Origin of the sequence: Diaphorobacter sp. HDW4A (assembly GCF_011305995.1) — a bacterium.
Lineage (GTDB): Bacteria > Pseudomonadota > Gammaproteobacteria > Burkholderiales > Burkholderiaceae_C > Diaphorobacter_A.
In genome coordinates this window covers 4,187,626-4,212,045 of the sequence record NZ_CP049910.1, presented here as the reverse complement: position 1 = coordinate 4,212,045, position 24,420 = coordinate 4,187,626, and the positions used below count along the sequence as shown (strand labels likewise).

24 protein-coding genes are annotated in these 24,420 nt (G+C 60.7%); 23 read left to right on the top strand and 1 reads right to left on the bottom strand.

Features of this window, described 5'->3' with window-relative positions; translation table 11 throughout:
* Window positions 1–6: 6 nt before the first annotated feature.
* From terL to G7047_RS19245, 11 genes are all read left to right on the top strand, one after another.
* A complete protein-coding gene (gene terL, locus G7047_RS19295; RefSeq protein ID WP_166309039.1) occupies window positions 7–1,674 on the top strand; it encodes a phage terminase large subunit in 1,668 nt (555 codons plus the stop codon).
* A 2-nt stretch (window positions 1,675–1,676) separates the two neighbouring features.
* Window positions 1,677–1,856 (top strand): hypothetical protein, encoded by a 180-nt coding sequence (locus tag G7047_RS19290; RefSeq protein ID WP_166309036.1) that lies wholly within the window; start codon window positions 1,677–1,679, stop codon window positions 1,854–1,856.
* A gap of 2 nt (window positions 1,857–1,858) precedes the next feature.
* Window positions 1,859–3,358 (top strand): hypothetical protein, encoded by a 1,500-nt coding sequence (locus G7047_RS19285; protein WP_240939186.1) that lies wholly within the window; start codon window positions 1,859–1,861, stop codon window positions 3,356–3,358.
* The gene (locus tag G7047_RS19280; protein ID WP_166309033.1) at window positions 3,324–4,277 is read left to right on the top strand and encodes a hypothetical protein; all 954 of its coding nucleotides are present in this window, start codon (window positions 3,324–3,326) and stop codon (window positions 4,275–4,277) included. The genes G7047_RS19285 and G7047_RS19280 overlap by 35 nt, the downstream gene beginning before the upstream one ends.
* 331 nt (window positions 4,278–4,608) lie before the next feature.
* On the top strand, window positions 4,609–4,839 hold the full coding sequence (locus G7047_RS19275; RefSeq protein ID WP_166309030.1) for a hypothetical protein: 231 nt from the start codon (window positions 4,609–4,611) through the stop codon (window positions 4,837–4,839).
* An 11-nt stretch (window positions 4,840–4,850) separates the two neighbouring features.
* Window positions 4,851–7,253, top strand: a complete 2,403-nt coding sequence (locus tag G7047_RS19270; RefSeq protein WP_166309027.1) for a hypothetical protein — start codon at window positions 4,851–4,853, stop codon at window positions 7,251–7,253.
* Between the two features lie 162 nt (window positions 7,254–7,415).
* Entirely contained in the window at window positions 7,416–8,099 is a 684-nt protein-coding gene (locus G7047_RS19265; protein ID WP_166309024.1) for a hypothetical protein, read from the top strand.
* Complete coding sequence (locus tag G7047_RS19260; RefSeq protein ID WP_166309021.1) at window positions 8,096–8,599, top strand: HK97 gp10 family phage protein; 504 nt, start codon at window positions 8,096–8,098, stop codon at window positions 8,597–8,599. The genes G7047_RS19265 and G7047_RS19260 overlap by 4 nt, the downstream gene beginning before the upstream one ends.
* The gene (locus G7047_RS19255; protein ID WP_240939185.1) at window positions 8,596–9,105 is read left to right on the top strand and encodes a hypothetical protein; all 510 of its coding nucleotides are present in this window, start codon (window positions 8,596–8,598) and stop codon (window positions 9,103–9,105) included. The genes G7047_RS19260 and G7047_RS19255 overlap by 4 nt, the downstream gene beginning before the upstream one ends.
* Window positions 9,102–9,296 carry a hypothetical protein gene (locus G7047_RS19250; RefSeq protein ID WP_166309019.1) on the top strand — a complete coding sequence of 65 codons (195 nt, stop codon included), beginning with the start codon at window positions 9,102–9,104 and terminating at the stop codon, window positions 9,294–9,296. Before G7047_RS19255 ends, G7047_RS19250 begins: the two co-directional genes overlap by 4 nt.
* Window positions 9,297–9,301: 5 nt before the next feature.
* A complete protein-coding gene (locus G7047_RS19245; protein ID WP_166309016.1) occupies window positions 9,302–10,312 on the top strand; it encodes a hypothetical protein in 1,011 nt (336 codons plus the stop codon).
* 82 nt (window positions 10,313–10,394) lie between these two features.
* Here the strand turns inward: G7047_RS19245 and G7047_RS19240 are convergent, their stop codons facing one another.
* Complete coding sequence (locus G7047_RS19240; RefSeq protein WP_166309013.1) at window positions 10,395–10,583, bottom strand: hypothetical protein; 189 nt, start codon at window positions 10,581–10,583, stop codon at window positions 10,395–10,397.
* Here G7047_RS19240 and G7047_RS19235 point away from each other — a divergent pair.
* From G7047_RS19235 to G7047_RS19180, 12 genes are all read left to right on the top strand, one after another.
* On the top strand, window positions 10,582–14,187 hold the full coding sequence (locus G7047_RS19235) for a tape measure protein (protein ID WP_166309010.1): 3,606 nt from the start codon (window positions 10,582–10,584) through the stop codon (window positions 14,185–14,187). The genes G7047_RS19240 and G7047_RS19235 overlap by 2 nt on opposite strands.
* A complete protein-coding gene (locus G7047_RS19230; RefSeq protein WP_166309007.1) occupies window positions 14,184–14,582 on the top strand; it encodes a hypothetical protein in 399 nt (132 codons plus the stop codon). Before G7047_RS19235 ends, G7047_RS19230 begins: the two co-directional genes overlap by 4 nt.
* Before the next feature lie 3 nt (window positions 14,583–14,585).
* Window positions 14,586–16,286 carry a hypothetical protein gene (locus G7047_RS19225; protein ID WP_166309004.1) on the top strand — a complete coding sequence of 567 codons (1,701 nt, stop codon included), beginning with the start codon at window positions 14,586–14,588 and terminating at the stop codon, window positions 16,284–16,286.
* A 13-nt stretch (window positions 16,287–16,299) separates the two neighbouring features.
* Window positions 16,300–18,231, top strand: coding sequence for a hypothetical protein (locus tag G7047_RS19220; protein WP_166309001.1), 1,932 nt, complete (start codon window positions 16,300–16,302; stop codon window positions 18,229–18,231).
* A 19-nt stretch (window positions 18,232–18,250) separates the two neighbouring features.
* Entirely contained in the window at window positions 18,251–19,447 is a 1,197-nt protein-coding gene (locus G7047_RS19215; RefSeq protein WP_166308998.1) for a hypothetical protein, read from the top strand.
* Entirely contained in the window at window positions 19,432–19,857 is a 426-nt protein-coding gene (locus G7047_RS19210; protein ID WP_166308995.1) for a hypothetical protein, read from the top strand. The genes G7047_RS19215 and G7047_RS19210 overlap by 16 nt, the downstream gene beginning before the upstream one ends.
* Window positions 19,854–20,261, top strand: a complete 408-nt coding sequence (locus G7047_RS19205) for a hypothetical protein (RefSeq protein WP_166308992.1) — start codon at window positions 19,854–19,856, stop codon at window positions 20,259–20,261. The genes G7047_RS19210 and G7047_RS19205 overlap by 4 nt, the downstream gene beginning before the upstream one ends.
* Before the next feature lie 4 nt (window positions 20,262–20,265).
* Window positions 20,266–22,155, top strand: a complete 1,890-nt coding sequence (locus G7047_RS19200; RefSeq protein WP_166308988.1) for a hypothetical protein — start codon at window positions 20,266–20,268, stop codon at window positions 22,153–22,155.
* The gene (locus tag G7047_RS19195; protein ID WP_166308985.1) at window positions 22,148–22,369 is read left to right on the top strand and encodes a hypothetical protein; all 222 of its coding nucleotides are present in this window, start codon (window positions 22,148–22,150) and stop codon (window positions 22,367–22,369) included. The genes G7047_RS19200 and G7047_RS19195 overlap by 8 nt, the downstream gene beginning before the upstream one ends.
* A gap of 145 nt (window positions 22,370–22,514) precedes the next feature.
* Window positions 22,515–22,766, top strand: coding sequence for a Com family DNA-binding transcriptional regulator (locus tag G7047_RS19190; protein WP_205904655.1), 252 nt, complete (start codon window positions 22,515–22,517; stop codon window positions 22,764–22,766).
* Entirely contained in the window at window positions 22,666–23,547 is an 882-nt protein-coding gene (locus tag G7047_RS19185; RefSeq protein ID WP_240939184.1) for a DNA adenine methylase, read from the top strand. The genes G7047_RS19190 and G7047_RS19185 overlap by 101 nt, the downstream gene beginning before the upstream one ends.
* A gap of 159 nt (window positions 23,548–23,706) precedes the next feature.
* Entirely contained in the window at window positions 23,707–24,375 is a 669-nt protein-coding gene (locus tag G7047_RS19180; RefSeq protein ID WP_166308979.1) for a TetR/AcrR family transcriptional regulator, read from the top strand.
* The last annotated feature ends 45 nt before the right edge of the window (window positions 24,376–24,420 follow it).

Sequence of the window (24,420 nt, the reverse complement as noted above, 5' to 3'; positions counted from 1 at the left end):
GCGACCATGGCAAAGACCAGTAAGCAGTTTCTCGCCGACCTGACCTCGCTGGCCGATGACCTGCGCAAGCAGATCGACGCCAACATGGATGGCTGGGACGTCACGCCCGAGGCCATTGCCGAACGTCGTCGCAAGGTTTGCGATCCGGTCACCGGGTTTGAGTACTGGGACCGCAACTACTTCCCGCACTACGGCAAGGCCGAGCCCAGCGTACTGCACCAGTACCTGTACAAGCGCCTGCCCGAGATCGTCAACGCCAAGTCCGGCCAGCGCGACGCAATTGCCGCGCCGCGTGGTGAGGCCAAGTCCACCAAGGTCTCGATGTCGTTCGTCACCTGGTGCTTGGTCACGAGCTCGAAGTGGTACACCATCATTGTGATGGACGCCTTCGAGCAGGCCGCTGAAATGCTCGAAGCCATCAAGGCCGAGCTGGAAGCCAACCCTCGGATCGCGAGCGATTTTCCGGAAGCGTGCGGCCAAGGCAAGGTCTGGCGCGCGGGTGTCATCGTCACGGCCAATGGCCGGAAGGTGGAAGCGTTCGGCTCGGCCAAGAAGATCCGGGGTCGTCGTCACGGCTCGCATCGTCCTGATCTCGCGATCATGGACGATATCGAGAACGATGAGAACGTGAACACACCGGAGCAGCGAGACAAGCTGCAGGCATTCGTCACGAAGTCTGTTCTGTCGCTGGGTCCACCAGATGATTCGATGGACGGCATCCTGATCGGCACCGTGCTGCACTATGACAGTGTGCTGGCACGGTTCCTCAAGAATCCGCTCTGGAATCGCAAGGTGTTTAAAGCCATCCTGCAGTGGCCTGACCGCATGGACCTATGGGAACAGTTCGAAGGGCTGCTACTGAATGCCGCAACGCCCCAAGAGGGCGAAGCTGCAGCTATGGCGCTGTACCAGGAGAACAAAGCGGCCATGGACAAGGGCGCGCAGGTCAGTTGGCCAGCGCTGCGCCCGCTGGTGAAGCTGATGTTGCGCCGTGCGCGTGAAGGCCATGCAGCCTTCGACAGTGAACAACAGAACGATCCGGTGGCCGGGGACGATGCGCCTTTCGCCAACAGCATTCAGTATTGGGTCAATCGACTGAATGAGTGGATCTTTTATGGTGCCTGCGATCCCAGCTTGGGAAGGCTTGGCAATCGTCGTGACCCGAGTGCCATATGCGTTGGTGGCTACAACCGGGAGACCGGCATCATGGACGTGGTCGAGGCAGTCATCAAGAAGCGTATTCCGGACAAGATCATCAGCGACATCATCGACATGCAACGGGAGTACTGCTGCATTGTCTGGGGCTTCGAGTCCGTCCAGTTCCAGGAATTTTTGCGAACCGAGTTGGTGAAGCGCAGTGCTCAGCAGCAAGTGCCTGTGCCAGCGCGTCCATTGATTCCTAACTCCGACAAGATTCTGCGCATCGAGAGCCTGCAGCCGCACATGCACAACGGACTGATTCGTGTGCATTCGAGTCAGACCACTTTGATTCATCAGTTTCGGCATTTCCCAAAGGCTGACCACGACGATGGTCCAGACGCCGTGCAGATGCTCTACATGCTTTGCGTCACTGGCGGCATTGCGGCAGGCGCGCAGGGCGGCAACACCAACATTCAAACCCAGACCGCTCAGCAGCGCTACGCGCGCCAGAGCGCTCGCATGTTCAGGAGATAGAGATGAATGAAGCACAACAACGACTGCTGATGATCCAGGGCACCATTTATGCATTGCCCGATGAGGACCGCAAGAAGATAGAGGCAGCTGCAGTTGAGCTGCGTGTGCTGCTTGCCGCAACAAAGGAGCACGGCGTGATGGCGCTGGCACTGGTCGGCTCCGAGATTGAAGCGAAAGGCTGATCATGGGAGTGCTCGATTTCTTTAAATCGCTGCTGCCCGCTCAGGAGCAACCGGCACCCAAGCCAGCGCCTGTTCGCGAAGCCGCAGGCGCACAGGGCAATGAAGATAGCGGATGGCGTGCTCTGTCCGGCGACGGCCTTGCCAGCATGAACGACCGCGACCTGCAACCCATGGCCCAGGAGCGCATGCAGAAGCTGGCCGAGTATCTCTGGCAGACCAACCTGATCGCCAACCGCCTGACCGAGCTTCCGCTGGCCTATCTATTGGCCGAGGGCGTGACCATGCAATGCACAGATGACAAGCATCAGCGCTTGCTCAATGCCTGGTGGTCGGATCCCATCAACAACTGGCCCATGAAACTGGAAAGCCGCGTTCGGGCGCTGGGCCTGCTCGGGGAGCAGTGCTATATCACCAACGTCCGGGAGGGAGATGGTTTTGTGCGTCTGGGCTATCTGGACCCGCGCCAGATCGCTACGGTGGTCAATGATCCTGGCAACCCCGAGCAACCCATTGGCGTTGTTACCAAGCGCGATGGCCGGGGGCGGCAGTATAAATACCGGGTGGTGGTACTGGGTGATGATGCCGAGCTGTTCTCTGTAGAAACGGCGCGCATCCGTGCCGAGGCATTCACGGACGGCGAAGTCATGCTGTTTCAGCTCAACAAGTTCCCCAACGGGAGTCGGGGCCGCTCCGATCTGCTCGGACAGATGGACTGGCTGGATGCCTACGACAGCTTTCTTTTTGCGGAGCTGGACCGCTGGGACTATCTGCGCCGATTCGTCTGGGACGTGACGATGACCGGATCCGATCCCCAAGCCGTTGAGGAATACAAAAAAACTTTCAAAGCGCCGGAACCCAACAGTACCTTCGTCCACAACGACCAGATCAAGCTAGAGGCCAAGTCGCCCAGTCTGCAGGCGGCAGACACCAGTGAGAGCGCGCGGATACTGCGCAACCACGTTCTGGGCGGGGCCACAGTGCCCGAGCACTGGTTTGGTGGCGGTGGTGATGTGAACCGCTCTGCCGCATCGGAGATGGGCGAGCCCACCTTCAAGATGTACAGCATGCGGCAAGGCTTCCTGAAGCGCATGCTCGAGGAGATGGGCCGCTTCGTGCTGTTGTCGCATGCGCAGACGACTGGAGAGACGGTCGACTGGGCCGATGAGAAATGGCAATGCACCGCTGTCTTTCCCGAGCTGCTGAACCGCGACATCACCAAGTTCGCGTCTGCCATGCAGTCGGTCTGCTCTTCGGTGATTCAGCTGATCAACGCCGGATTGATGACAGAAGAGACGGCCCTGAAGACCGTGGCCGATGTGGCACAGCGTTTCGGTCAGGACTTCGATGCCAAGACCGAGCTGGAGGCCGCTCGCAAGGAAGCAGAGGCGCGCGAGAAGAAGCGTGCTGCTGCCGATGTGTTCGGCAATCCTGCAGCGGACGTGGCCGCAGAAATGAAGCGTCAGAAGAATGCCCAGCAAGACGAAACCGGCGCAGCAGACTGAGCGGCCTGCGCGGGCGTTTGAAGAGGCGGTCTCGCGTCATCTGCAGGAGCGCGCAAGGTTGCTCCTCTCTGCTCAGGGGCAGGTGCTGGAGCTTCTGGTGTCCGCACGCGCCAAGATCGTGGAGACACTGACCGGCCAGCCTTCGGACTTCCAGCAGTGGCAGCTCACGCGCTTGCTCGGTCAGATCAATGACGTGCTCGATGGGGCCATGGGGCAGGCCGGGGCCTTGTTTGCGCTTCGCATGTCAGACGCATGGAAGCTGGGCGAGGATCTGATTGATAAGCCACTGACGGCTATTGGTCACTCTATCGAGATGGTGCTGCCCCAGCTGGACATGGGGGTGCTCAAGCAGATGCAGGCGTTCGGCTCCCTGCGTTTAAAAGATGTGGGGCGCGAGGCCTCGGCCAAGATCGGCCAGCAGCTGGGCATGGTCACCATCGGCGGTCAGTCGCCATTTGAGGCCATCAAGGAAGTGCAGAAGCTGCTGGCCAGCGACTCGCCACGCCGTGCGACGGCCATTGTGGTCACCGAGGTCAGTCGTGCTTTTGCACTTGCCAGCAATGAGCGCCTGGAGCAAGCGGCAGACATAGTGCCGGAGCTGGGCAAGCAGTGGCGGCGAAGCGGCAAGCTGCATAGTCGCTGGAACCACGACCTCGTCGACGGCCAGGTGGTCGGGGCGAAGGATCAGTTCTCAGTGCCCAATCCCGGAGGCGGGATTGACAAAATGAAATGCCCGCATGACCCGAACGCGCCCATTGAACAGGTGATCCATTGCGGCTGTGTCATGCTGCCTTGGAAGAAGACATGGAAGGTCAAGACACCCGGCGCGCTGCCCTTCAGCGAGAAGGAGCTGACGATGGATGGGCGCAAAGCTGCCCTGGAGCAGGCGCGAAAACGGACCGAAGGACGGCAGGAATGATGCCCAAAACTTCCCGTTTTGGGGTTCTTGGAATTTCCGGGCCTTGGTGCGCCGAGCGCGCCAAAGACATGCAATGCCCTAGGCATGGCCCCGCTCTCGTTTTTTAAACATGGTTTAAACGGGTTTTTGGGCGTTTTGGCCTTATGTCGGCGACCGGATTCCCGGATATTGACCTGACAGCCCGATTCGGGTGCCCGGATCTGGCGATTGCATGCTAGTCTGAAAAAGACACCCGGCATGCGCTCGGGCCGGTGCGTGTCGGCCTTAGTTTTTTTGTGCATCCCCTGCACAGTCACCCCATCGCAATTGAACCTTTTGCATGGAGTGACCAATGTCTGATGAGAAGACCACGAAGGAACTAACCGCCGCCGAGGCGGCCAAGCGCGTGAAGCGCACTGTTGTCGAATACGAAGACAGCAAGGGCAAGGACGGCAAGCCCGTCAAGGTAGCCAAGTCCAAGCAGGTCGTTGTTGCCACGGAAGAGGTGTTGTCTTTCAAGGACTACGGCGCGCACGTCGTTGTGGTCACGAAGGACGGCCAGAAGCTCTCCAGCGCGGATTGAGGCTTCAGGCCATGAAGCTCTCCCCACTTATTGCAGCGCTGCTCGCTTGCGGTGGCCTTACCTCGGTGCAAGCCATCGAGACGTCCATGCGCGAAGCTGCTGGCGCTCCAGAGCGCGACTTCCGCCAGCTGATCGACATGGTGCGCACGGCCATCGGTGCTGTGGTGTATCCGTCCAAACCAGTCGGCGACCGCTGGGTGTCGCTCACCGCGATCTACGCGGACCGCGCCATCATCGAGCTGGGCGGTCGCAAATATCAATATGGCTACACCGTCACGGCATCGCCATCGGGCGACCAGCTCACGTTGGCAGCGCCCGTCGAGGTGGTCGAGCAGTATGTGCCGACGGTGACTGCTGACAAGACGGTGCTGCGCGAAGGTCTGGACACTGCGGTGTTCCGCGAAGCCCAGGACGGCTCTATCGAAGTCACCCTGATTCGTGCGGGCCGCAGCGGCAACCGCAACTACTACCCCGACCAGCCTTTGCGCGAAGCGGCTCCGATGTTCGAGGGCGTTCGCGTGTTCGCCAAGTCGGATGCTGAACACATCGCGGGCAAGGGCAAGGATGTGCGCAACCTCATCGGCGGCATCTACGGCACGCGCTTCGTCGAGGGAAAAACGCCTGATACCGGCTCGCTGGTCGGAACATTTAAACCCATCGACCCCACCGACAAGGCCGTCACCAAGATGGTCGAGTCGGTGAAGCGCGGCATGCAGGGCCTGCTAGGCCTGTCCATCGACGCCGATGCCCGCACGAAGAAACGCCGCGATGGCAGCGACACGCTGCGCGAGGCGGTGAAGTTCACCAAGGTGCACTCGGTGGATCTGATTGTCGAGCCAGGCGCGGGTGGCGGCCTGGACCGTTTGACCGAAGCCGCCGCCGATCCAACCATCAACCCAAAGGAAGAAGCAATGCCTCTCTGGAAGCAACGCCTGCTGGAGGCCATCAAGGCCAAAGACCCGGCTAAGCACGCCACTATCAATGTGGACACGATCACCGACGACGAAGTCGTCAATCTGCACGAATCTGTGTGTGGCCCGCTGGTGCCGGAACCGGGTACGACCCGCGTGACCGAGGCCCAAGGTGACAACACGCCTCTGACCCGCGCCGATCTGCAGGTCTATGAATCTCGCCAAGCCGCGCGCGACCGCGTTGGTGCGGCCAAGTTGCCGCAGGCATCCAAGGATCGCCTGGTTGCTGGCTTTGCGATTGCCGGTGCTGATCGTCTGACTGAAGCGGCTGTGACCGCTGCCATCACGGAAGAAGGCGCGTATGTGGCACGCCTCTCTGAAAGCGGTGCCGTGCGCGTTCCCTCGTTCGGTGATGGCTCCATCCAGGTGGGCGACCGCAGTGTGGTAATTCGCGAGATGCTGGATGCATTCTTCGATCCCAAGCACAAGGATCACCGCAGCGTCAGCTCTTTCAAGGAAGCCTACGTCGAAATCACGGGTGACAAACGCGTGACCGGCCTTCTGCGCGACTGCGATACAGGACGCATGGCTGAAAGTCTGGGCATCATGCGCGAATCCGTGGACACCACCACGTTTGCCGATGCACTGGGCAACAGCATCACTCGTCGCATGCAGGCGATCTACACGGGTCTGGCCGAACTGGAAGCGTGGAAGCAGGTCGCCACCTGGGGGCCAGTCAGTGACTTCCGCACGGTCGAGCGCGTTCGCATCGGTGGGTATGGCAATCTTCCTGCGGTGGCGCAAGGTGCGCCCTATCAACCGCTGTCCACACCGGGTGATGACAAGGCGACCTATGCCGTGACCAAGCGCGGCGGTACGGAAGATGTCACGCTCGAAGCGATCAAGAACGACGACATTCAGGCCCTGCGCCGCATTCCGCTGGAACTTGCGCTTGCTGCCAAGAACACTCTGTTCGAGTTCGTGTTCGATTTCTATCGCGGCAATCCAGTGATTTATGACGCGAAGGCGCTCTACCACGTGGACCATGCGAACCTGTTCGCTGCCGCCCTGTCTGCCGACGAGTTTGCCAAGCACCGCTTGTCCATGCGCCAGCAAACTCGATCCGGTAGCGGTAAGCGCTTATCCACTTCGCCTGCAGTGCTCTTGGTGCCCGGTGAACTGGAACGCACAGCGTATGACATGTTCACACGTAAAACCAATCTGGACGAAGACTTCATTCAGTCGAAGAAGACCAAGGTGATCGTGATCGATTACTGGCTCGACAGCAACGACTGGGTCACTGTGGCTGATCCGCTGATCCTCCCAGCGCTGGAAATTGGTTTTCTGGATGGCAAGGAAGATCCGGAAACCTTCCTGCAGGACGCTCCCACTTCTGGCTCGGTATTCAGTCACGACAAGCTGACCTACAAGATCCGCCACATCTACGGTGGCACGGTCTTGGTGGATGGCGAGAAGGCAACGACCAAGGCCGTGGTGGCCTGACCCTGACACCCAGCAGCGGCGAAAGGCGCTTGACCAGCGCGGGGAGTGGCACTCCTTCATGAACTCAGCCCGGCCTGCCCCGCAAGGGGCGGGTTTGTAAAGGCTCCAGCAACGGGTCCTTTACCAACCCGGCAAATCGTTTAAACCAGAGGATCAATCACCGTGGCACTCGCCGACATCCAGCAGCTCTTGCAGGACTTCGTTCCAGGAATGGATGACGAAGTCACGCCCGAAGCACGCACCCGTGTGATCGAGGAGGCGCGCATCCGTTACAGCATGGATGTGCCACGTACACTGGTTGAGCAATTCGTCTGGCCGCAAACCAGCGTCTTTGCGCCCCTGCCTTCTGGCTGGACCGATGCTGCGCAATTGGTAAGTGTCGATGTGGCTGGCCGCAACGCGTTCGAGCCAGCACTGCACTTTGCCGTCTTCAAATCAGGAGACGACTGGCAGCTGGAGGGCGTCAATGCCTTGGCTGCTGGCACATTGGTCGTTCTCACCTACACGCTGCCGCACCAGCTCGATGCGGGCGCTGACACGATTCCTGCAGCCCACCGCTTGGCCGTGGCCTACTACGCCGCCTATCTGCTGTGCCAGCAACTGGCTACGCGCTTCAGCTCCGACCGCGACTCCACGCTGAATGTGGACATGGCACGCAACGAAAGCCGCGCCACTGCGTTCTCCAAGCGCGCCAAGGAATACCGCACGGCGTATTTCACGGGCACGGGCCAGGTGGACCCGTTCAATGAGAAGTTGTCCGGCAACGGCCTTGCTGCAGCTGCCAGTGTCACCAGTTGGCCGCGCCGCAATCCGCGTCACAACCTGGTCAGCCGGGGCGGGCTATGAACCTGTCCATCAGTCTGGGCGATCTGTCGGGAATCCAGCGCGGCTTGCGTGACGCACCAGCCTTCACCCGCGAGGTGCTCGAAGCCGCGATGACCGAGGCCACTCAACTGGTCGAGCGCGAGGTCATTGAAAACATACCCCGTGCGTCGACAGGTCTGACAGCCAAGAGCATCACCCGTGATGTGATGAGCACGCCTGCAGGTGTGCTGGGCGTGGTGGGCAGTAGCCAGCCCTCTGCCTTGTTCCTGGAGCTGGGTACACGCCCCCACATGCCGCCCATCGACGCGCTGGTGCCATGGGTGCGCGCCGTGCTCGGCATCCGCGATCCGAAGGAAGCCAAGAGCGTTGCTTTCCTCGTCGGCCGCAAGATCGCTCGGGAGGGAACGAAGCCGCAACGGCCGTTTGAGCGCGCGGTGACCTCGACCGAAACTCAGGTGATCGCCATGTTCGAAGACGCTGCCCAGCGCATCGTTCGTCACCTCGCTGGGGGCCCGACATGAGCATTCCTTCCACTTTGGCGGCGACGCGCCTAGCCATCGTTGAGCTGCTGGGCTCGGTGCCCGACGTTGGCATCGTTCACCGATGCGAGCGGTATGCAGGCGATGACAGCGCGTACAAGCGCCTGTATTTGTATAGGCCCAGCGCCGCAAGCGATGCGTTCGGCGAAGAGGCGCATATCCGTGGCTGGCATGTGCGGCGGACCGCCACGAAGGAAGTGAACAGCAATGGTCGCATTCTGAACGAGCACACCTGGACGATTCGCGGCTACATGTCGTTCAAGGACGGCATCGAGAGCGAGCTGATCTTCGATGAGCTGGTCGAGAACATGCGTGATGCGTTCCGCTTCGCCAGGCTCGGCGTCCCGGCAGTGATCGGCAACGGCGTGTTCGAAGAGCGCGGTGTTCAGGTAGTGAGCACGGGGCCGGTCTTTTTTGCCGGGGCACTGTGCCACAGCGCTGCGCTCGAATTCGCGAGTCGAAACTGGTTTGAATGGAGAAAAGCATGAAGACAACCAGCGCGGCCACACCGCGTGTCCCCAAAACAGCAGCAACACCAAAGCAAGAGCGCGTAGTGCTTGAACGCGCCCACGAGCACTTGGGCGTGCTGCACCCGAAGGGGCACACGCTCACCGTGCATCCCAAAACTGCCGAGTGGCTGCGTGCCGCAGGCGTAGTCCCTCAACTCGAAAAGGAATGACGAAAATGGCGACCTCTCAACAAATCATCAAACGTGTTTTTTCTCCTGCCGCCTATGTGGGGCCGGTCTACGCTCGTCGCTACGGCTCTGCGGAGCCATTTCTGTCGGTCGGCAACGTCCTCAGCGCGGAGATGAGCCACAAGGAAGACGTGGAGCAGCAGACCAATATGACGACCTTGGGCGGCGGCGTGCACGCAGAGCGCCGTCGTGTGTCCGAGGTGGGCTTGTCCTTTAAATTTGCTGACCTCAACGTTGCCAACTATTCCCGCGCAGTCATGGGCACTGCGTCAGGGATCGATTCAGGGACGGTTTCCGCTGAAGCGCACAAGGTGACATTGGGCGGCCTGCTGGCTACAGCACACTTGCTGCCGCAGAACGTGGTGATTCGAAAGCCCGCATCCGGTGGCCCAGCAACGCAGACAGTGACCGATGAATCTCACCCGAACAAGGGACGGGGCGACACCATCACTTTTCTGAACGCAAATCCAAGTAACGTCGTGGTGCGAACCGGGGCGGACTCTGCGACTGCGACAGAGCTGACGATGGTCGGAAACTACACGGTGACCACGACCGGCATCCTGATCGCCGCTGATGCTCCGGGCGTTGCCGCAGCGACGGGTTTCTGGGTGTCTTATAAGTACCCGACAGGCACTGTCATTCCAGCCGAGGGCAATTACGAGGTACGTCCTGCAGGCATCTACATCTTGCCGGAAGCAACGGCTCTGGCTGATCAGGATGACATCGTGGTGGACTACGAGTTCGCTTCCTATGCAAAGATCGAAGCGCTAGTGACCAAGGCCGTCGAGCTGGAGTTCATTATCGAAGGGCTCAACGAGGCTGATGATGGCAAAGTGTCCGTGCTCAAGATTTTTCGTGCCAGCCAAGGCGTGGCATCGAAGATCAGTCTGCTCCAGGAAAAGGGTTTTGCCGATCTGGAGGTCAGCGGAACCGTGCTCATGGATTCGAGCAAGAGCGGTACTGGCATCAGCAAGTACTACCAGGTGTTGAAGAACTGACCACCTGATTTTTTCCTCCTGCAATGCATAAGGCCGACATCTGTCGGCCTTATTTATTTGTGCGTCTCGCGCGACAGTCCTGCTATGGGCGGTGCTGCTTTGGTCCGATGAACATCGCGACGAAGTTCCACGCAACAAATCCTGCCAGAGCCAGCAAGCCCACGACTGCTACAGCCAACCCCGCGCGCACGGAAAACCCGGCGCCCACCAGGAAGGCGATGCAGAAGATGAAGGCAATTAAACGCGGCATGTGCGCATTGTAGGAAATCATGGCGGATAAGCAAGTCAGTTATCGGATCAACGCGGAGGCGACCGGGCAGGAGTCCGTCGCTCGCATGGCTGACGAACTGGACGAGCTTGCCAAGATTCTGGACAAAGAACTGGCGCAGAAGGCGCAGTCCACAGCAGCTCGCCTGCGCGAGCTGGGGGAGCAGGACGCGGCGATCACCAATTTCATCCAGCTCAAGTCCCAGTCCGATGCGGCCGCGACGGCGTTGAGTCGGGCCGAGACCGAAGCGTCGGGATTTGCCAAGCAGATCGCAGCCTCGGGGCCACCGACAGCACAGGAAGCCGCCAACCTGCAGCGGCTGCAGGCGACCGTGGACTCCACGCGTGCGGCATTTGGGCAGCAGCTCGAGGCGGTCAATCGCGCTCAGGGCGAGCTGCAGCGTTATGGCGTTGCTGGGCAGACAGCTCGCGGGGTGCAGGAGCGCCTGCGCGCCGAAATTGTGCAAGTGGCTCAGTCGGTGCAGGAATTGTCTCCAGCCTATCAGCGCGCGGCCAATGGCGCGGCCACTGCCGGTGCGAGCATGACCCGCACCCACCGGGCCATCGGTGAAGGTGTCGAGTCCATCAGCGCGCAACTTGCGCGGCTGCAGCAGTTCTATGTCGGATTGCAGAGCGTTCGTGGCCTGACGAACATGGGACTGGAGTTTGCCCAGACGGCCGACCAGGTCACCAATCTGCAAAGTCGCATGAAGCTGGTGACGGGGGAGGCGGAGAACTTCAAGCAAGGTTGGGAAGGTGTCGTCGACGTTGCATTGAGGACGCACAGTGCGCTGGAGGGAACTGGCACGCTGTTTACGCGTATTGCACAGACAGGCAAGGACGCAGGCCTCTCGTCTCAGAACGCCGCAGCGCAGGCACTGGCGCTCACCGAGACCATCAACCAGACGATCCAGATCAGCGGAGCGAGCGCGGAGGCTTCCAGCGCTGCCATTACGCAACTGGTGCAGGGCCTGCAATCAGGTGTGCTGCGCGGCGATGAATTCAACAGCGTCATGGAGCAAGCTCCGCGCCTTGCGCGCGCGCTGGCGGATGGCCTGGGCGTGACTACTGGCGAGCTGCGCAAGATGGCCGAGGCCGGAGCGTTGTCGGCCGATACAGTCATTCGTGCGCTGCGCGGACAGAGCGATACGATTGCCACCGAATTCCAGAAGCTGCCGCCCACGGTGGGCCGTGCCCTGCAGGACTTGTCTACGCAGTGGAGCCTGTATGTCTCGGAGGTTGATCAAGCCAACGGCGTGAGCGCCAAGGCCGCGTCGATGATCGACATGCTCTCGGGCAACCTGCGCACGGTTGCCGGGTTGCTGATCGACGTGGGGCAGGCTGCTGCAGGCTTTGCGGCATTGCGGCTTGCCCAGTACTTTCTGGGCATCAGCACCGCGACGGCTGCGGCGACTACGGCAACCACCGCTCACACTGCAGCTACCGTTGCGAACACCGCAGCAACCACTGCAAACGCTGCGGCCAAGACGGCCAATACGGCGGCAACATCCGCAAATGCAGCTGCCAATGTAGCTGCAGCAGTGACCACCGGCCGTGCGGCGGCGGGTGTTGGCGCGCAGGTCGCTGCGGCTTCCGGCGCGATCACGACGGCGGCGGCGAGTGCGGGGCGCTTGTTTGCAGCTCTGAAGTTTCTGCGTTCCTTCACATTGGTCGGCCTGATCGTCAATCTCAAAGACATCGGCACCTGGATGGGCGAAACAGCGGCAAAGCTCGCTGGCTACAAAGACCGTACAAAGGAGCTTGCAGAAGCCGAGAAAGCAGCAGTAGAAGTTACAAAGGAAGTGGCGGCTAGTCGCGCGCGCATGGCTGACGCGACCCAGGCAGCAATCGACAAGCAGTTCGATCTCTCGAAAGCTGCACGCACGGCTGTGGATGCCTTCACACAGCTCACCAAAAACGGGGAGTTGTCCGCGTCCGCCGTCAAGAAGGTCACTGAGAACTTCGATTTGACCAAAGTTCAGGGCATCAAGGACTTCACGGCCACGCTCGACAAACTTGTCGCGGATGGGAAGCTCGGCGCGGGAGAGTTCCAGGCTGAGTGGGCGAAGGCGCTCGAAGGAAAAGATCTTGCGCAGTTTGAAGTGATGGCACGTCAGGCATTCGGCCAGGCGGTGGCCGTCGCGAATGCTGCTGCTGCAGATGTGAAGAACGCAATTGCTGCAGGCGTAAGTGGAGAGGAGCTCGATGAGTTGGAGGTCAAGGCGCGTGTCGCTCTTGGCGCGGTGGGAAGAGACGGAGAGCGTCTAGGGTCAATTCTGGATGCGAGCCTGCGCGAAGCGGTCAAGCGTTCAGGCCTTGAGTTCACTCAGCTGCAGGGCAACATCGGTACCGCTGCTCGCAGTGCCATCAACGATGTCGAAGCTATCGTCACCGGCATGGCTAGCCTGAAGGATCAGGGAGTGGATGTGTCACGCGTGCTCTCGGCGAGCTTGTCCAAAGCCATCAACACTGCGGACGGTCAGGCTGCAATCGATAGCCTGAAGCAACGCATCGAGAGCCTGCGCGGCCAGCTCGGCGACAAGATCACCGACGGTCTGCTTGAGCAGGCCAAGGTGAAGGCCGACGAGCTAAAAGACGCTGTCAACAACGCCTTGCCTGGCATTCAAGGCGTTCGCGAGGCAATGAAACAACTGGGCATCACGTCCGATGCATCGTTGAAGGACACTGCGAAGTCTGCCAAGGATGCCTATGACGTGATGCGTAGCAGCGGGCAAGCCAGCGCGCGCGAACTGTCGGAAGGGTTTAAACGTGCTGCCGAAGCCGCCATCGAGGCTAACAAAGGTATTGCGCCTTCATGGGTGACGGCCGAAGCCGGAGTGCGTGGATACGACCTTGCGGTCGACCAGGCTGGCAAGACGACGCTCAAAGTGCGCCAGGTCACTGGCAATGCCGCAGGCGGCATGGCTGGTGACTGGAAGGGTGTGCAGTCGTCGGTCGAAGGCGCGAGCCGTGCTCTGCAGGAGTACCAGCAACTGGTGAAACAGAAATACGGAAAGCCGGGTGAAGGCGACAAGCCGGAGCAGCTCGGCGAGGGCGTTGAAAAGATCGGATCTGGCTACCGCAACAAAGACGGCATGACCAGCGATGCCAAGGGTCAGGCGCAACAGCAGTTCGTGTGGACGCAGGCAACCATCATCGACTATCTCAAGCAATCGGGGATTGAAGCGAAGGTGGCTGAAGAGCTGTCAAAGCAGTTCTTGAATTCCAACGGCGACGTCAACTATGACGCGTCCATTGCTCAGCAGCGGTGGGGCGGCAAGTACAGCACGCTATCGCAGGCCCTCGGGAAGATGTCGGAGTACTACCAGTTTGGAGACGGCAAGCATGAGTATGCGGATATGCAAGCCGACGGCGCAAAGAAGCCTGACGCACCATCGCCGTCTCCCTCTCCCTCTCCCTCGCCAGCACCCAGTCCGTCGCCCGGTGGCGGGTCGGGTGGCAACACCTACATCAACAACATCACGATCTATGGCGTGGGTCAGTGGGGTTCCGTGAAGGGCACCACAACGCACACGACAGCGCAGAGCGCAAGCACTGAAGAGCGCCTGTTGCGCGAACTGGCGGAGTCGAAAGGGGTCGCTCAATGATCGCGCTGAAACTGAACTCCACCCAGCTCGAACTACCGGACAGCCTCCTCTGGCCCGATGAGTTTTCGTGGAACGCGGTCGTCACGGCTAACAAGACGGGCAGCACGGGCGCGCTGATCATCCATGTGGGCAAGCGCAAAGCTGGCCGTCCCATCACGCTCGACGGCGTTGAAAGCAGGTCATGGATCACTCGCGCTTTGTGCGACCAGCTATACGCCTGGGCCGCAATTCCAGATGCCGAATTCGATCTTGTCGTGCGTGGTGTCACGCATAGGGTGCGTTTCGACAACTCGCAGGGCGCGGCATTCACTGCCCGCGCGCAATGGCGTTTGTTCGACAGCGAGCACAACGGCCAGACCGACTACCTCCCAACTTTCAAATTCATCGAGATTTAAACCATGACAATCCTTGCAGGTGATATCCGCCTGGCTCGCTCCCTGCGTATGGTCGACCGACCCGAAGGCGGCGGGCCACCCTCGGCCCAGTTGATGACCACAGGCCGCAGTAACGAAATCTTCCCGGACATCAGCGAAGAAACACGTACCGTCGGCCGCGTCGAGATTTACCAGATCCACGGTGTTCTGCGCAACACGGACAAGACGCCGTTCACTGGCACCAACGTTATCGTCTCGAAGCCTCCGGACGATCCGCGTGTGAGCTGCGCAATCCTCACGCTCAAGAATCCGTTCGCCACGCGCGCCGACATCGCCAAGCGCATGGAGTCCGGCATGAATGCCGCGTCCGAGTTTTCGGGCTACCTGCTGGAGAACCACTGGGCCACGATGCCCGCGATCCAGATCCTGCAGCGACCAGAAGGCACACCGCCCGCCATCGGACGCACCTACGTTCTGGTCTACAACGAAGGCGTTGCAGGCGAGCGGCGACAGCGCATCAAGATCAAAGCGACCAGTTCGCTCATCCGCAAGTACACCGACACATCAGGGTCAAAGGCAGAGGACTTCGACGCACTGGTCACAACCTGCGAGCTGTTCGATAGCCTGACGTTTGACTTCCCCGGCTCGCCTCCTGTGCGCACATTCACGCGTGGCGCGACAAAAACGCTGCTGCGTGAAACGATGTACACGGATGCAGGCCTGTTCTACTCGGCCAGCAAGCTGACGAAGGCCACCACTTTGCTCGACAACTGGATCGAGACAGAGTCGGTCTATGTGCAGGTCGTGCCCAACAGCAAAGGCGAAGTGAGCACGACGGACCAACGGCCCACGGCCAAGCAGACTTTGCTCCTCGCGAGTTCGCCTCGTCAGGTGGAAGCGGCCACGACCTTGCACACACGCCGCATCAAGATCGCGGAGGAGAATGCAGGAACGGTTTTCCTTGCAGACCTGAAGCCTCTGCCTCAGCCGGGTTCCGTCTTTATCGACTACTGGGCGCTCGGCCAGCTCTATCGCATCTATGACGATGGAGCGGTACAGCTCAAGGGTTCGGGCTCCGGCACAGTCAATTACCTCACCGGCACGCTGCTGATCGGCCTGAAAGCGGTGCCTGACATCGGCAGCACGATCTGCATCACTTTCGCGTCGCCACTGTCGTTCACGAACCGCTCGGCGCAAGGGCCGCAGGTTCGCGCGCCCGAGTACTCGTGGATCGTCGAAGGTGACAGCGATCTCGATCGCATCGTGCCTTCCACGCTGATCATCGGATACACCAGCGGCGGCACGGTCTACACGGTGATCGACAACGGCACCGGCAAGTTGACCGGCGACGGCTCGGGCGTGGTTGACTATCCAAGCCGCAGCGTGCTGCTGCGCCCGGCTCACATGCCCGATGCAGGCGCGCAGCTGCAAATCGACTGCGAGCTGGAGGCGCTGGTCACCGAGATCATTGCTGCACCGGGCTCCCCTGACGCCGCCGGGATCATCCACTTTCAGACGGCCCAGGTGCCCGCAGCAGGAACGTTCCAGCTGACCTACGTCGTTTCGCGTGCGGTCAGCAGCTCGAGCGGCGCACAGCTCACCACCACGACCGCCAGCAAGACCACCGACATCACCTACACCAGCCGCTCTGTGCCTGAGTACTACGAGCCTGCAGCTGGCACTGGTGTTCCTTACGTCAACTGGCCGCGATCCACTGCGGGCTAATCAGGGAATAGACATGGCAATCAAGTACGTCGAGAGACCATTCACCATCCGCACGTCCAACGGCACCAGTGCCACGCTGACCGAAGAGACGGGCAGCACCAATGACAACCGGATCATCGTGGCCCGCACGGTCACTGCAGACAACGCGGGGAATTTCATCGGCTCTATGGGCACGATCACGGGTCGTGATGTCTCGCTGCAGGTGGTGACACTCGACCGCAGCACTGAGACTTACAAGGCCGACCACCAGGACGCGAAAGAGTTCGAACGCACGGTGGGCGATGGCGAAGCGTCCAGCAATTCGAACTCCAACAAAGGCGGCGAGTACGGCACCACAAGCGTAGGCGAAGAAGTACTTGCAGCGTCGTCGATGGTGGCGCGCTACCGCGTTGGCCCACCGAGCACACGGCACAAGAGCCAGACCTACACGCCCTCGGCCATAGTGCTCGACTTGTGCCCCTACACGACGCACCGTATCGTGGTGAACAGCGTGCTGTTCCGTTGGATGGGCACCCTGTATCGTGATCTCGACGGCGTCATCTATCGCGACTGGACGGACACGTCCGCTGGCGTGGCCTGCGGAACCATCGACTACGAAGCGGGCACCGTGCTGATGAACGACTATGTTGTCGGCGGTACCGGACCGACAGACTTTCAACTGCTCAGTCTTTGGACACAGGCCTCGCAGTGGACCACGGCCAGCCTCTTTTTCAACACCGACGCTTACCCGCTGCGCGCTGGTGCGGGCGGCTTCATTTTGTCGGTGCTCGACACCAAGGGCACGCCGCTCACGGCCAATGTCGATACGCAAGGCAACATCACGGGCCTGCACATGCGGGGCCGCGTGGACTTCTCGCGTGGTGGCGTTGAGCTGCAGTTCGGGGACTTCGTTCCAGTCTCTGAGGTCACTGACGCGCAGAAGGCCGAGTGGTGGTATGCGGCGGCTGACGTGGGCGCGGTCGAGGCGGGCAAGATCTGGCGTCCGTGGCCTGTGATGCCGGACACGCTGCGCTACTCGGCGATCAGCTATATCTACTTGCCGGTCGACGTGAGCCTGCTGGGCCTCGACCCGGCTGCCTTGCCATCCGATGGCCGCGTCGTGTTTGCTCGACCTGGCGACACGGCTGTTGTGGGCGTGACGCATGGCGGATCGACGTTCGTGCCGAGCTTACCGATGACCTACAACATCGGCCACCAGCGCCTGTCTGTCGTGCAGGTGCTGGATTACACAGGGGCCGAGATCTACACCGGCTTCACGGCAGACCTCGACGCAGGCACCGTCACCTTCACCGATCTCTCGGGCTTCCCGGCCAAGCCAGACGCGGGCGGGTTGTACCCGATCAGCGTGGTGGCGCGCACAGAGGTCTACCGCGTGATCGCCGAGGTGCGCATCGATGGCAAGGTGAAGTTCACCTTGCCAATCGGGTACGAGTTCCCCGTGGGATCGGTGTTCTCCACCGCGCTTCGCTTCGGTGATCGCTTTGCCGATGTGCCGCGCACGTACACACAGAAGTCGTGGGACGGCGTGACTTGGATGGACGGTGTGAATCCAACGGTGGGTGAGGCCACGGCCAAGTACACGGGCAAGATCGTGGTCACGAACCTTGGCGCGATCACGGAACGCTGGGGTATCAAGTTCCGCTCGGATGGCATCAACTTCGACCTGATCGGCCAACACCTCGGACAGATCGCCAGCGGCAACATCAACCAGGACTTTTCGCCGATCAACGCTGCAGCCGGTGCCCCTTACATGACGTTGCCCGCCGTCGGCTGGAACCAAGGCTGGGGTGTCAACAACACGCTGTTCATCGACACCGATGGTGCCGAAGCACCCATCGCCGTCATCCGCTGCACACAACCCGGATCGCCTGCAGGGATGGATGACAAGTTTGGCATCGAGCAGCGTGGCGACATCGGCCACACCCCTGAAAACACCTTCGACTAAGACCTCAAGAGATTTAAATATGGCCTATTCCTACCCTGTCAAACACATGCACGAGCGCATGCGCGGTGCGCCCGTCATCAGCGCCACGGTGGGCGCAATGATCGCCGCACTCGATGCCTTTCTCATCACCGGCTGGGGGCCAACCACGGCACTGTCGGTGACTGTGTCCGGTGGCGTGGGCACGGCCCAGTTCAACGACGGCGTGTACTTCGAGGAAGAGGCCGTGGTACTGATTGACGGAGTCACCAGTCCCGCATTGCTCAACGGCGAGGCCCGCGTGCTGAGCCGCACGAGCAAGTCCATCACGTTCGCCACGGACGCGCCCGATGGTGTGGCGACCGGTTCCATCACGGTCAGATATGCGCCGGTCGGATGGGAGAAGGTCTACAACGGCATCAACAAAGCGGTGTATCGAAGCAAGCACGTCAAGTCTGCCGGGCACTTTCTGCGCGTTGACGACACGGGCATCCAGAACACGAAGATTGCGGGCTACGAGGTCATGACCGACGTGGACACCGGCACCGGCATGTTCCCTAGCACCACCATCGTGCCGAGTGGATATTACTGGGTGAAGAGCGCGTCGTCCACCAGCAGCAGCGCACGCTCAAGGTATCTGCTCGCGGCCGACCCTCGCTTTCTTCTGACAGCGTTCAGTGTTGGGACTAGTGCCAATGAAATCTACACCGGCACTGGCATTCGCGGATTTGGCGATCCCATCGTGCTCGCCACTGCTGGTGATCCATGGGCCACAGTCATCAGCGGCACCCAAGGTGGTGGCAGCTATTTGAGCCGAGGCTCATTTACAACTGGAGATTTGGGAGACTCGTACGCCGGGTGTGCGATGCCGCGCGCATTCGCCGGTCTGGGCAGCGCGATTTTTGTCGGGTCAAGACCATTCACCGGGTCACTCTCGACAACCTCTGGCGCAGACAACTTTTGTGGTGCGGCCCCGTCCTCCGTCAATGGGCGGATACTCTTCTCGGAGGTATTTCTCCGCGAGGCATTTTCCAGTGCGCCCCCGCGTGCGGTCATTCCTGGTGTTCGGTATATCCCGCACTCAGGTGTTGCGTCTATTGCGGCGCTCGGAGACTTTTTCCCCGGCTCCGATGCCTATGCTGGACGGAAGTTCTTCGCAGTGGCCCACTCGGATAGTACCGGCTCCAGTGTCGGTGGCGTGGGAGCGATAGATATCTCTGGTCCATGGAGACCCGACTGATGGCGCTGCTCAGTATCTACGCTGACGCACCACGTCCGTTGGCCTTTGCGCAGGGGCGCGGCGTTGTGACCTATACGCGCACTGAGCATCTTGCGCAGCCGATGGTGAGTCTTCTCGACTTGCGCCACGCGATCCGCGGCGCTGGGCTCGGTGTGATTCGTGATCGCGTGATGATCAAGCTCACGCCCTCATCGCCGGAGAGCCCGTTTCGCAATGGCCGCGTCTGGCTGCTGCGCGTGGCCGACGGCTACAAGGCGTGGGAGGGCTGGAGCGACGCACAGGGCTGGTACACCGCGCGTGGGCTCGAAGTCGGCGTTGTATATGTCGCAGTGGGCATCGACCCCTATCGAGAGCACAAGACCACGGGCGCAGGCCCAGTGATCGCAGTTCACACGGACACGCTGACATGACGATGCAGATCTCGCGTGATCACCGCGCGGCACGCAACCAAGCCAGTATCGATCTGGCCGATGCTGGCAATGGCCCATCGGTGATTGAGCTATACGACGCGCAAGGCGGCAATCTGCTGGCTGTCCGAACGCTGGACAAGCCGTGCGGCGTCATCAACGCCGAAGGCCGTATCGTGTTGCAGCCATCGCTTGCAAACGACATGGTGCAGATTACGGGCAAACCCACTTTTGCTGTCTGGCGCAGCGGCGCTGGTGCGGCTATCGCATTGGACGCGGTCACTGACCAGCTTGGATCAGGGCCATTCAAGTTAGAGGGCACGAGCATTGGCGAAGACGGTCTGCCTACCGGCATGATCTACCAAGGCGGCGTAGTGGCCCTCACATCACCGATGTTGGTGGGGTGATCGTGTGGGTATCGGCACTCTTGTCTTCAGCGGCGAGCCGAATGATGGCTCGGGCAAACTCGTCTTCGGCGAGCAAGGCGCGGCGGTCGTACCCGATGCCGTTTTCAGCGTTGACGCTCAGTTGCCCGGCCTCGACGGCATCACGCTGCGCGCCGGTGCGCTCATGTCCGTCGACGTCGATCTGCCGGGTCTCGACGCCGATGTCACCCTCAAGTGGGACGCCAACGTCAGCCGCAACACGCTCGTCGACCTGCAGTCCCATTGGCAGGAAGCCACGCCAGTCGCAACTGATCTGCAGGCCCACTGGCAGGAGACAACCAAGATCCGCCGCGACACACTCATGTGCTGGCAGGAGGCCGCACCAGCCAGGTCCAACGTGGATGTTTGCTGGCAAGACACCTTGCGGCTGCGCGGATGCGTCGAGTCGCATTGGCAGGAAGGGACAAGGCTGCGCGGTTCGACTGATGTCGTTTGGCAAGAGGCTATCCGTGCACGCGGCACCGTTGAGTCTCACTGGCAGGAGGCTCTCAAGCGACGCGGACTGGTCGATGTGCTGTGGCAAGAAGCCTTGCGCCTTCGTGGATCGGTGCACTCGCATTGGCAAGACGCCAAGCCCGCTCGATCTGCAGTGGAGTCCAGATGGGGTCATGCCGCACGCGTGCGCATTGAGCTGCTCTCACACTGGCAAGAGGCTATGCGGCCACTTTCTGGCGTGTCGCTGCGCCCGCCTGTCATTCCCGAAACCAAGCCGCCGTGCTACGACCCGGCCAGTGTCGGTCGACTCATCTTCACAGACCTCGCAATGGGCGATGGCCGACTCGTGTTCGTGTGCCAGCGCCCTGGCGAGGTCTTGCCACCAGCCGCAATCGTCATTCCTCCGCAGAGGACTTACACAGTGATCAATTCCGTCGAGATCCGCCGCGCCGATGACCTGAACGGTGACCCGCTGCCCAGCGAGGCGTTTTCCATGTCGCTGGATCACCAGTCCTGGAGCTGGAAGTTCAGCGCCACGTTCCACATCGCTGCGCGAGAGGCACTAACGCTGAGCAGCTCGGGCGACCCGGTGGAGCTGGAAGTCCGCATCAACGGCCAGCCGTTCCGCCTGCTCGCCGAGTCGGCAAATCCGACCCGCAAATTCGGCGAGCACGTGGTCTCGGTCACAGGCCGAGGCCGCGCTGGCCATCTCGATGACAAGGCCGCAATCCAGACCTTCGGCAACACACTGGACGTGTCCGCCCACCAGCTCATGCTCGAGTGCCTCACCATCAACGGCACGGGCTTTGGCTGGACGGTGGATTGGGGCATCACCGACTGGATCGTGCCAGGCGGCGTCTGGATGCACCGGGGCACGTGGATCTCGGCCATTGCCGATATCGCTGGCGCAGCGGGGGCCTACCTACAGCCCCACGACACCGCCGAGATCATGCGTGTATTGCCGCTCTGGCCGCAACCTTGGTGGCGCTTCGACCAGCTCTCTCCCGACATCGAGCTGCCCGAGGGCTATTCGGAGGTCGACGACACGGCGATCAGCTGGCAACCGATGTACGAGCGCATCTACGTGTCCGGCGAAACAGGCGGCGGCTTGTTCGACCTGTCACGAGTTGGATCGGGCGGCGAGCCATTGCTCAAACCCATGGTCACGCACCCGCTGATCACGTCGCTCGACGTGGCCCGCCAGCGTGCTATCGCGGAGCTGTCGGAAACCGGCCAAGCCCTGAATCACAAGCTCATCCTGCCGATCAATGCGGCCAAGGGTGGCGTGATCAAGCCCGGAACGATCCTGCGCTACGTCGACGACAGCTCCGCTTGGCGCACCGGCATCGTCCGTTCGACGGGTATCAATATGCAGTTCCCAGAACTTACGCAGTCCTTGGAGGTCCAGAGCCATGCCTAATTTTTATGCCGAATTCAGAAAGATCCTCGCGCCCAGCCAACAGCTAGTCGGCGAGGTCGTGGCTTACCAGGACGGCATCGCCACGGTGATGCTGCCAGGTGGCGACCAGTGCCGAGCAAAGGGCCAGACGCAGGTCGGGGCCAAGGTGTTCATTCAGGACGAAAAGATCATCGGCCCCGCACCCGATCTGCCTGTGACGATTTCTGAGATCTGAAGGAGGACTGCACAGACCAAAAAAAGCCAGGGCGAATGCAAGGGTGCGGGAACACCCAAACAAACGCCTCCGCCGTGAGTGAGCACGGCATCGACCAAAGACCCTGACACCTGTGCACAGGCGGGGCAATCATAGGTGATGCCGAATGTACGAAATGAGATGCGGAAAGTGCCAGCGACTGCTGGCGAAAGCTGACGGGAACGTCGAGATCAAATGCCCGCGTTGCGGGTGTTTAAACCACTGGAGCGCCAAAGCCGCTGATCGCAGCGGCCAGAGCGCCAAACCACCAGAGCGCCATGAGCGTCATCAACGAACGAAAGCAACAGATGACGCAAGCATTGAAAAGCCCCTTGGCATGGCTCGGTGGCAAAAGCCGACTGGCCGACCGGATCATTGAAGTGATGCCGGATCACCAGACCTACTGCGAGGTGTTCGCAGGGGCGGCGTGGGTGCTCTTTAAAAAGCCGGAAAGCAAGGTCGAGATCATCAACGACATCAACTCGGATCTGACCAACCTGTACAGGTGCGTGAAGCATCACCTCGGCGAGCTGGTGCTCCAGTTCCGCTGGATGCTGGTGGCCCGCGACGAGTTCGAACGACTCCTGGCAACGCCGACAGAAACGCTCACAGACATCCAGCGGGCGGCGAGGTTCTACTACCTTGCCAAGTCCAGCTTTGGCGCGCGGATCGTGAAGCCAACCTTCGGGATCGCGGCGACCGCGCCGTCGCGTTTAAATCTGACCCGGATCGAGGAAGACCTGAGCGAGGCGCACCTGCGGCTGAGCCGGGTGTACATCGAGAACCGGCCCTTCGACCAGGTGATCCTGCGGTTCGACAAGGCTGGAACGCTCTTCTACCTTGATCCGCCGTACTGGAACAGCGAGAAGGAGTACGGGGAAAACATCTTCAGCCGAGAGGACTTTGGGCGGCTGGCTGAGATACTTGACGGGGTCAAGGGGAAATTCATTCTCAGCCTGAACGACACAGCCGGGGTTCGGGAGACCTTTGCCAACTTCCAGATCGCAGCGGTCAAGACACGCTACAGCTTCTCAAATTACGCCAAAAAGGAGGTTGGCGAGGTGCTGATCAGCAATTTCCCGATGGCTGGAAGCCAGTCGAGCCGTTTAAATCGAGTGCCAAAGCTGGCGACAAGAAGCGCCAAAGCCAGCGCCAATTAGCGCCAAAGCGCGCGGCGCGCCATTCGATAAGAATATTTTCAAGGCTGGAAATTTCTTTCGCAAGGGTTTTCCCTGCATTTGCAAGAAGAAGAGATCAAAGACTGGCGTTGAGGCAAACTTTTGTGCAAAATAGCACGATCGTTCGTTTTATTCCCGAGCATGACCGTTACAACCACTTCTCCCAAGCCCGCACGCGTTTCCGCAAGCCGCGAAGGCCGCGTGCTGCAAAAAGGGCAACAGACCAAGGCGACCATCATCGAAGCCGCTTTGGGGCTGGCCACGCACATCGGTCTGGAAGGACTGTCGATTGGTGCGCTGGCCGATGTGACTGGTATGAGCAAATCCGGCGTGTTCGCGCATTTTGGCTCACGCGAGGAATTGCAGATTTCGGTGATTCGCGAATATCACACGCGTTTCGAGCAGGAGGTTTTCTATCCCGCGATGATCGCGCCGCGCGGTATCGGCCGCCTGCGCGCGATGTTCGACAACTGGATGAAGCGCACGTCCATCGAAATCGATTCTGGCTGCATCTACATCAGCGGCGCGGTCGAGTTTGATGACCGCACCGGCCCCGTGCGCGATGCCCTCGCCAACTCCGTGCTCACCTGGCACGCCGCCATGAAGCGCGCCATTGAGCAATGCGCCGAGTGCGGCGAGCTCAAGGCCGACGTGGACGCTGATCAGATGCTGTTCGAGATCCACGGCCTGATCCTGGCGCTGCACTACGAGGCCCGTTTCCTGCGCACCCCCGGCTCGATCAAGCGTGCCGTGGGAGGCTTCAACAGCATCCTGCAGCGCTATGGCGCAGATGCTTCCGTTGCAAGCTGAGACAGACATCAGCACCCGATTTTCAGAACATTTCACAAACCGTTT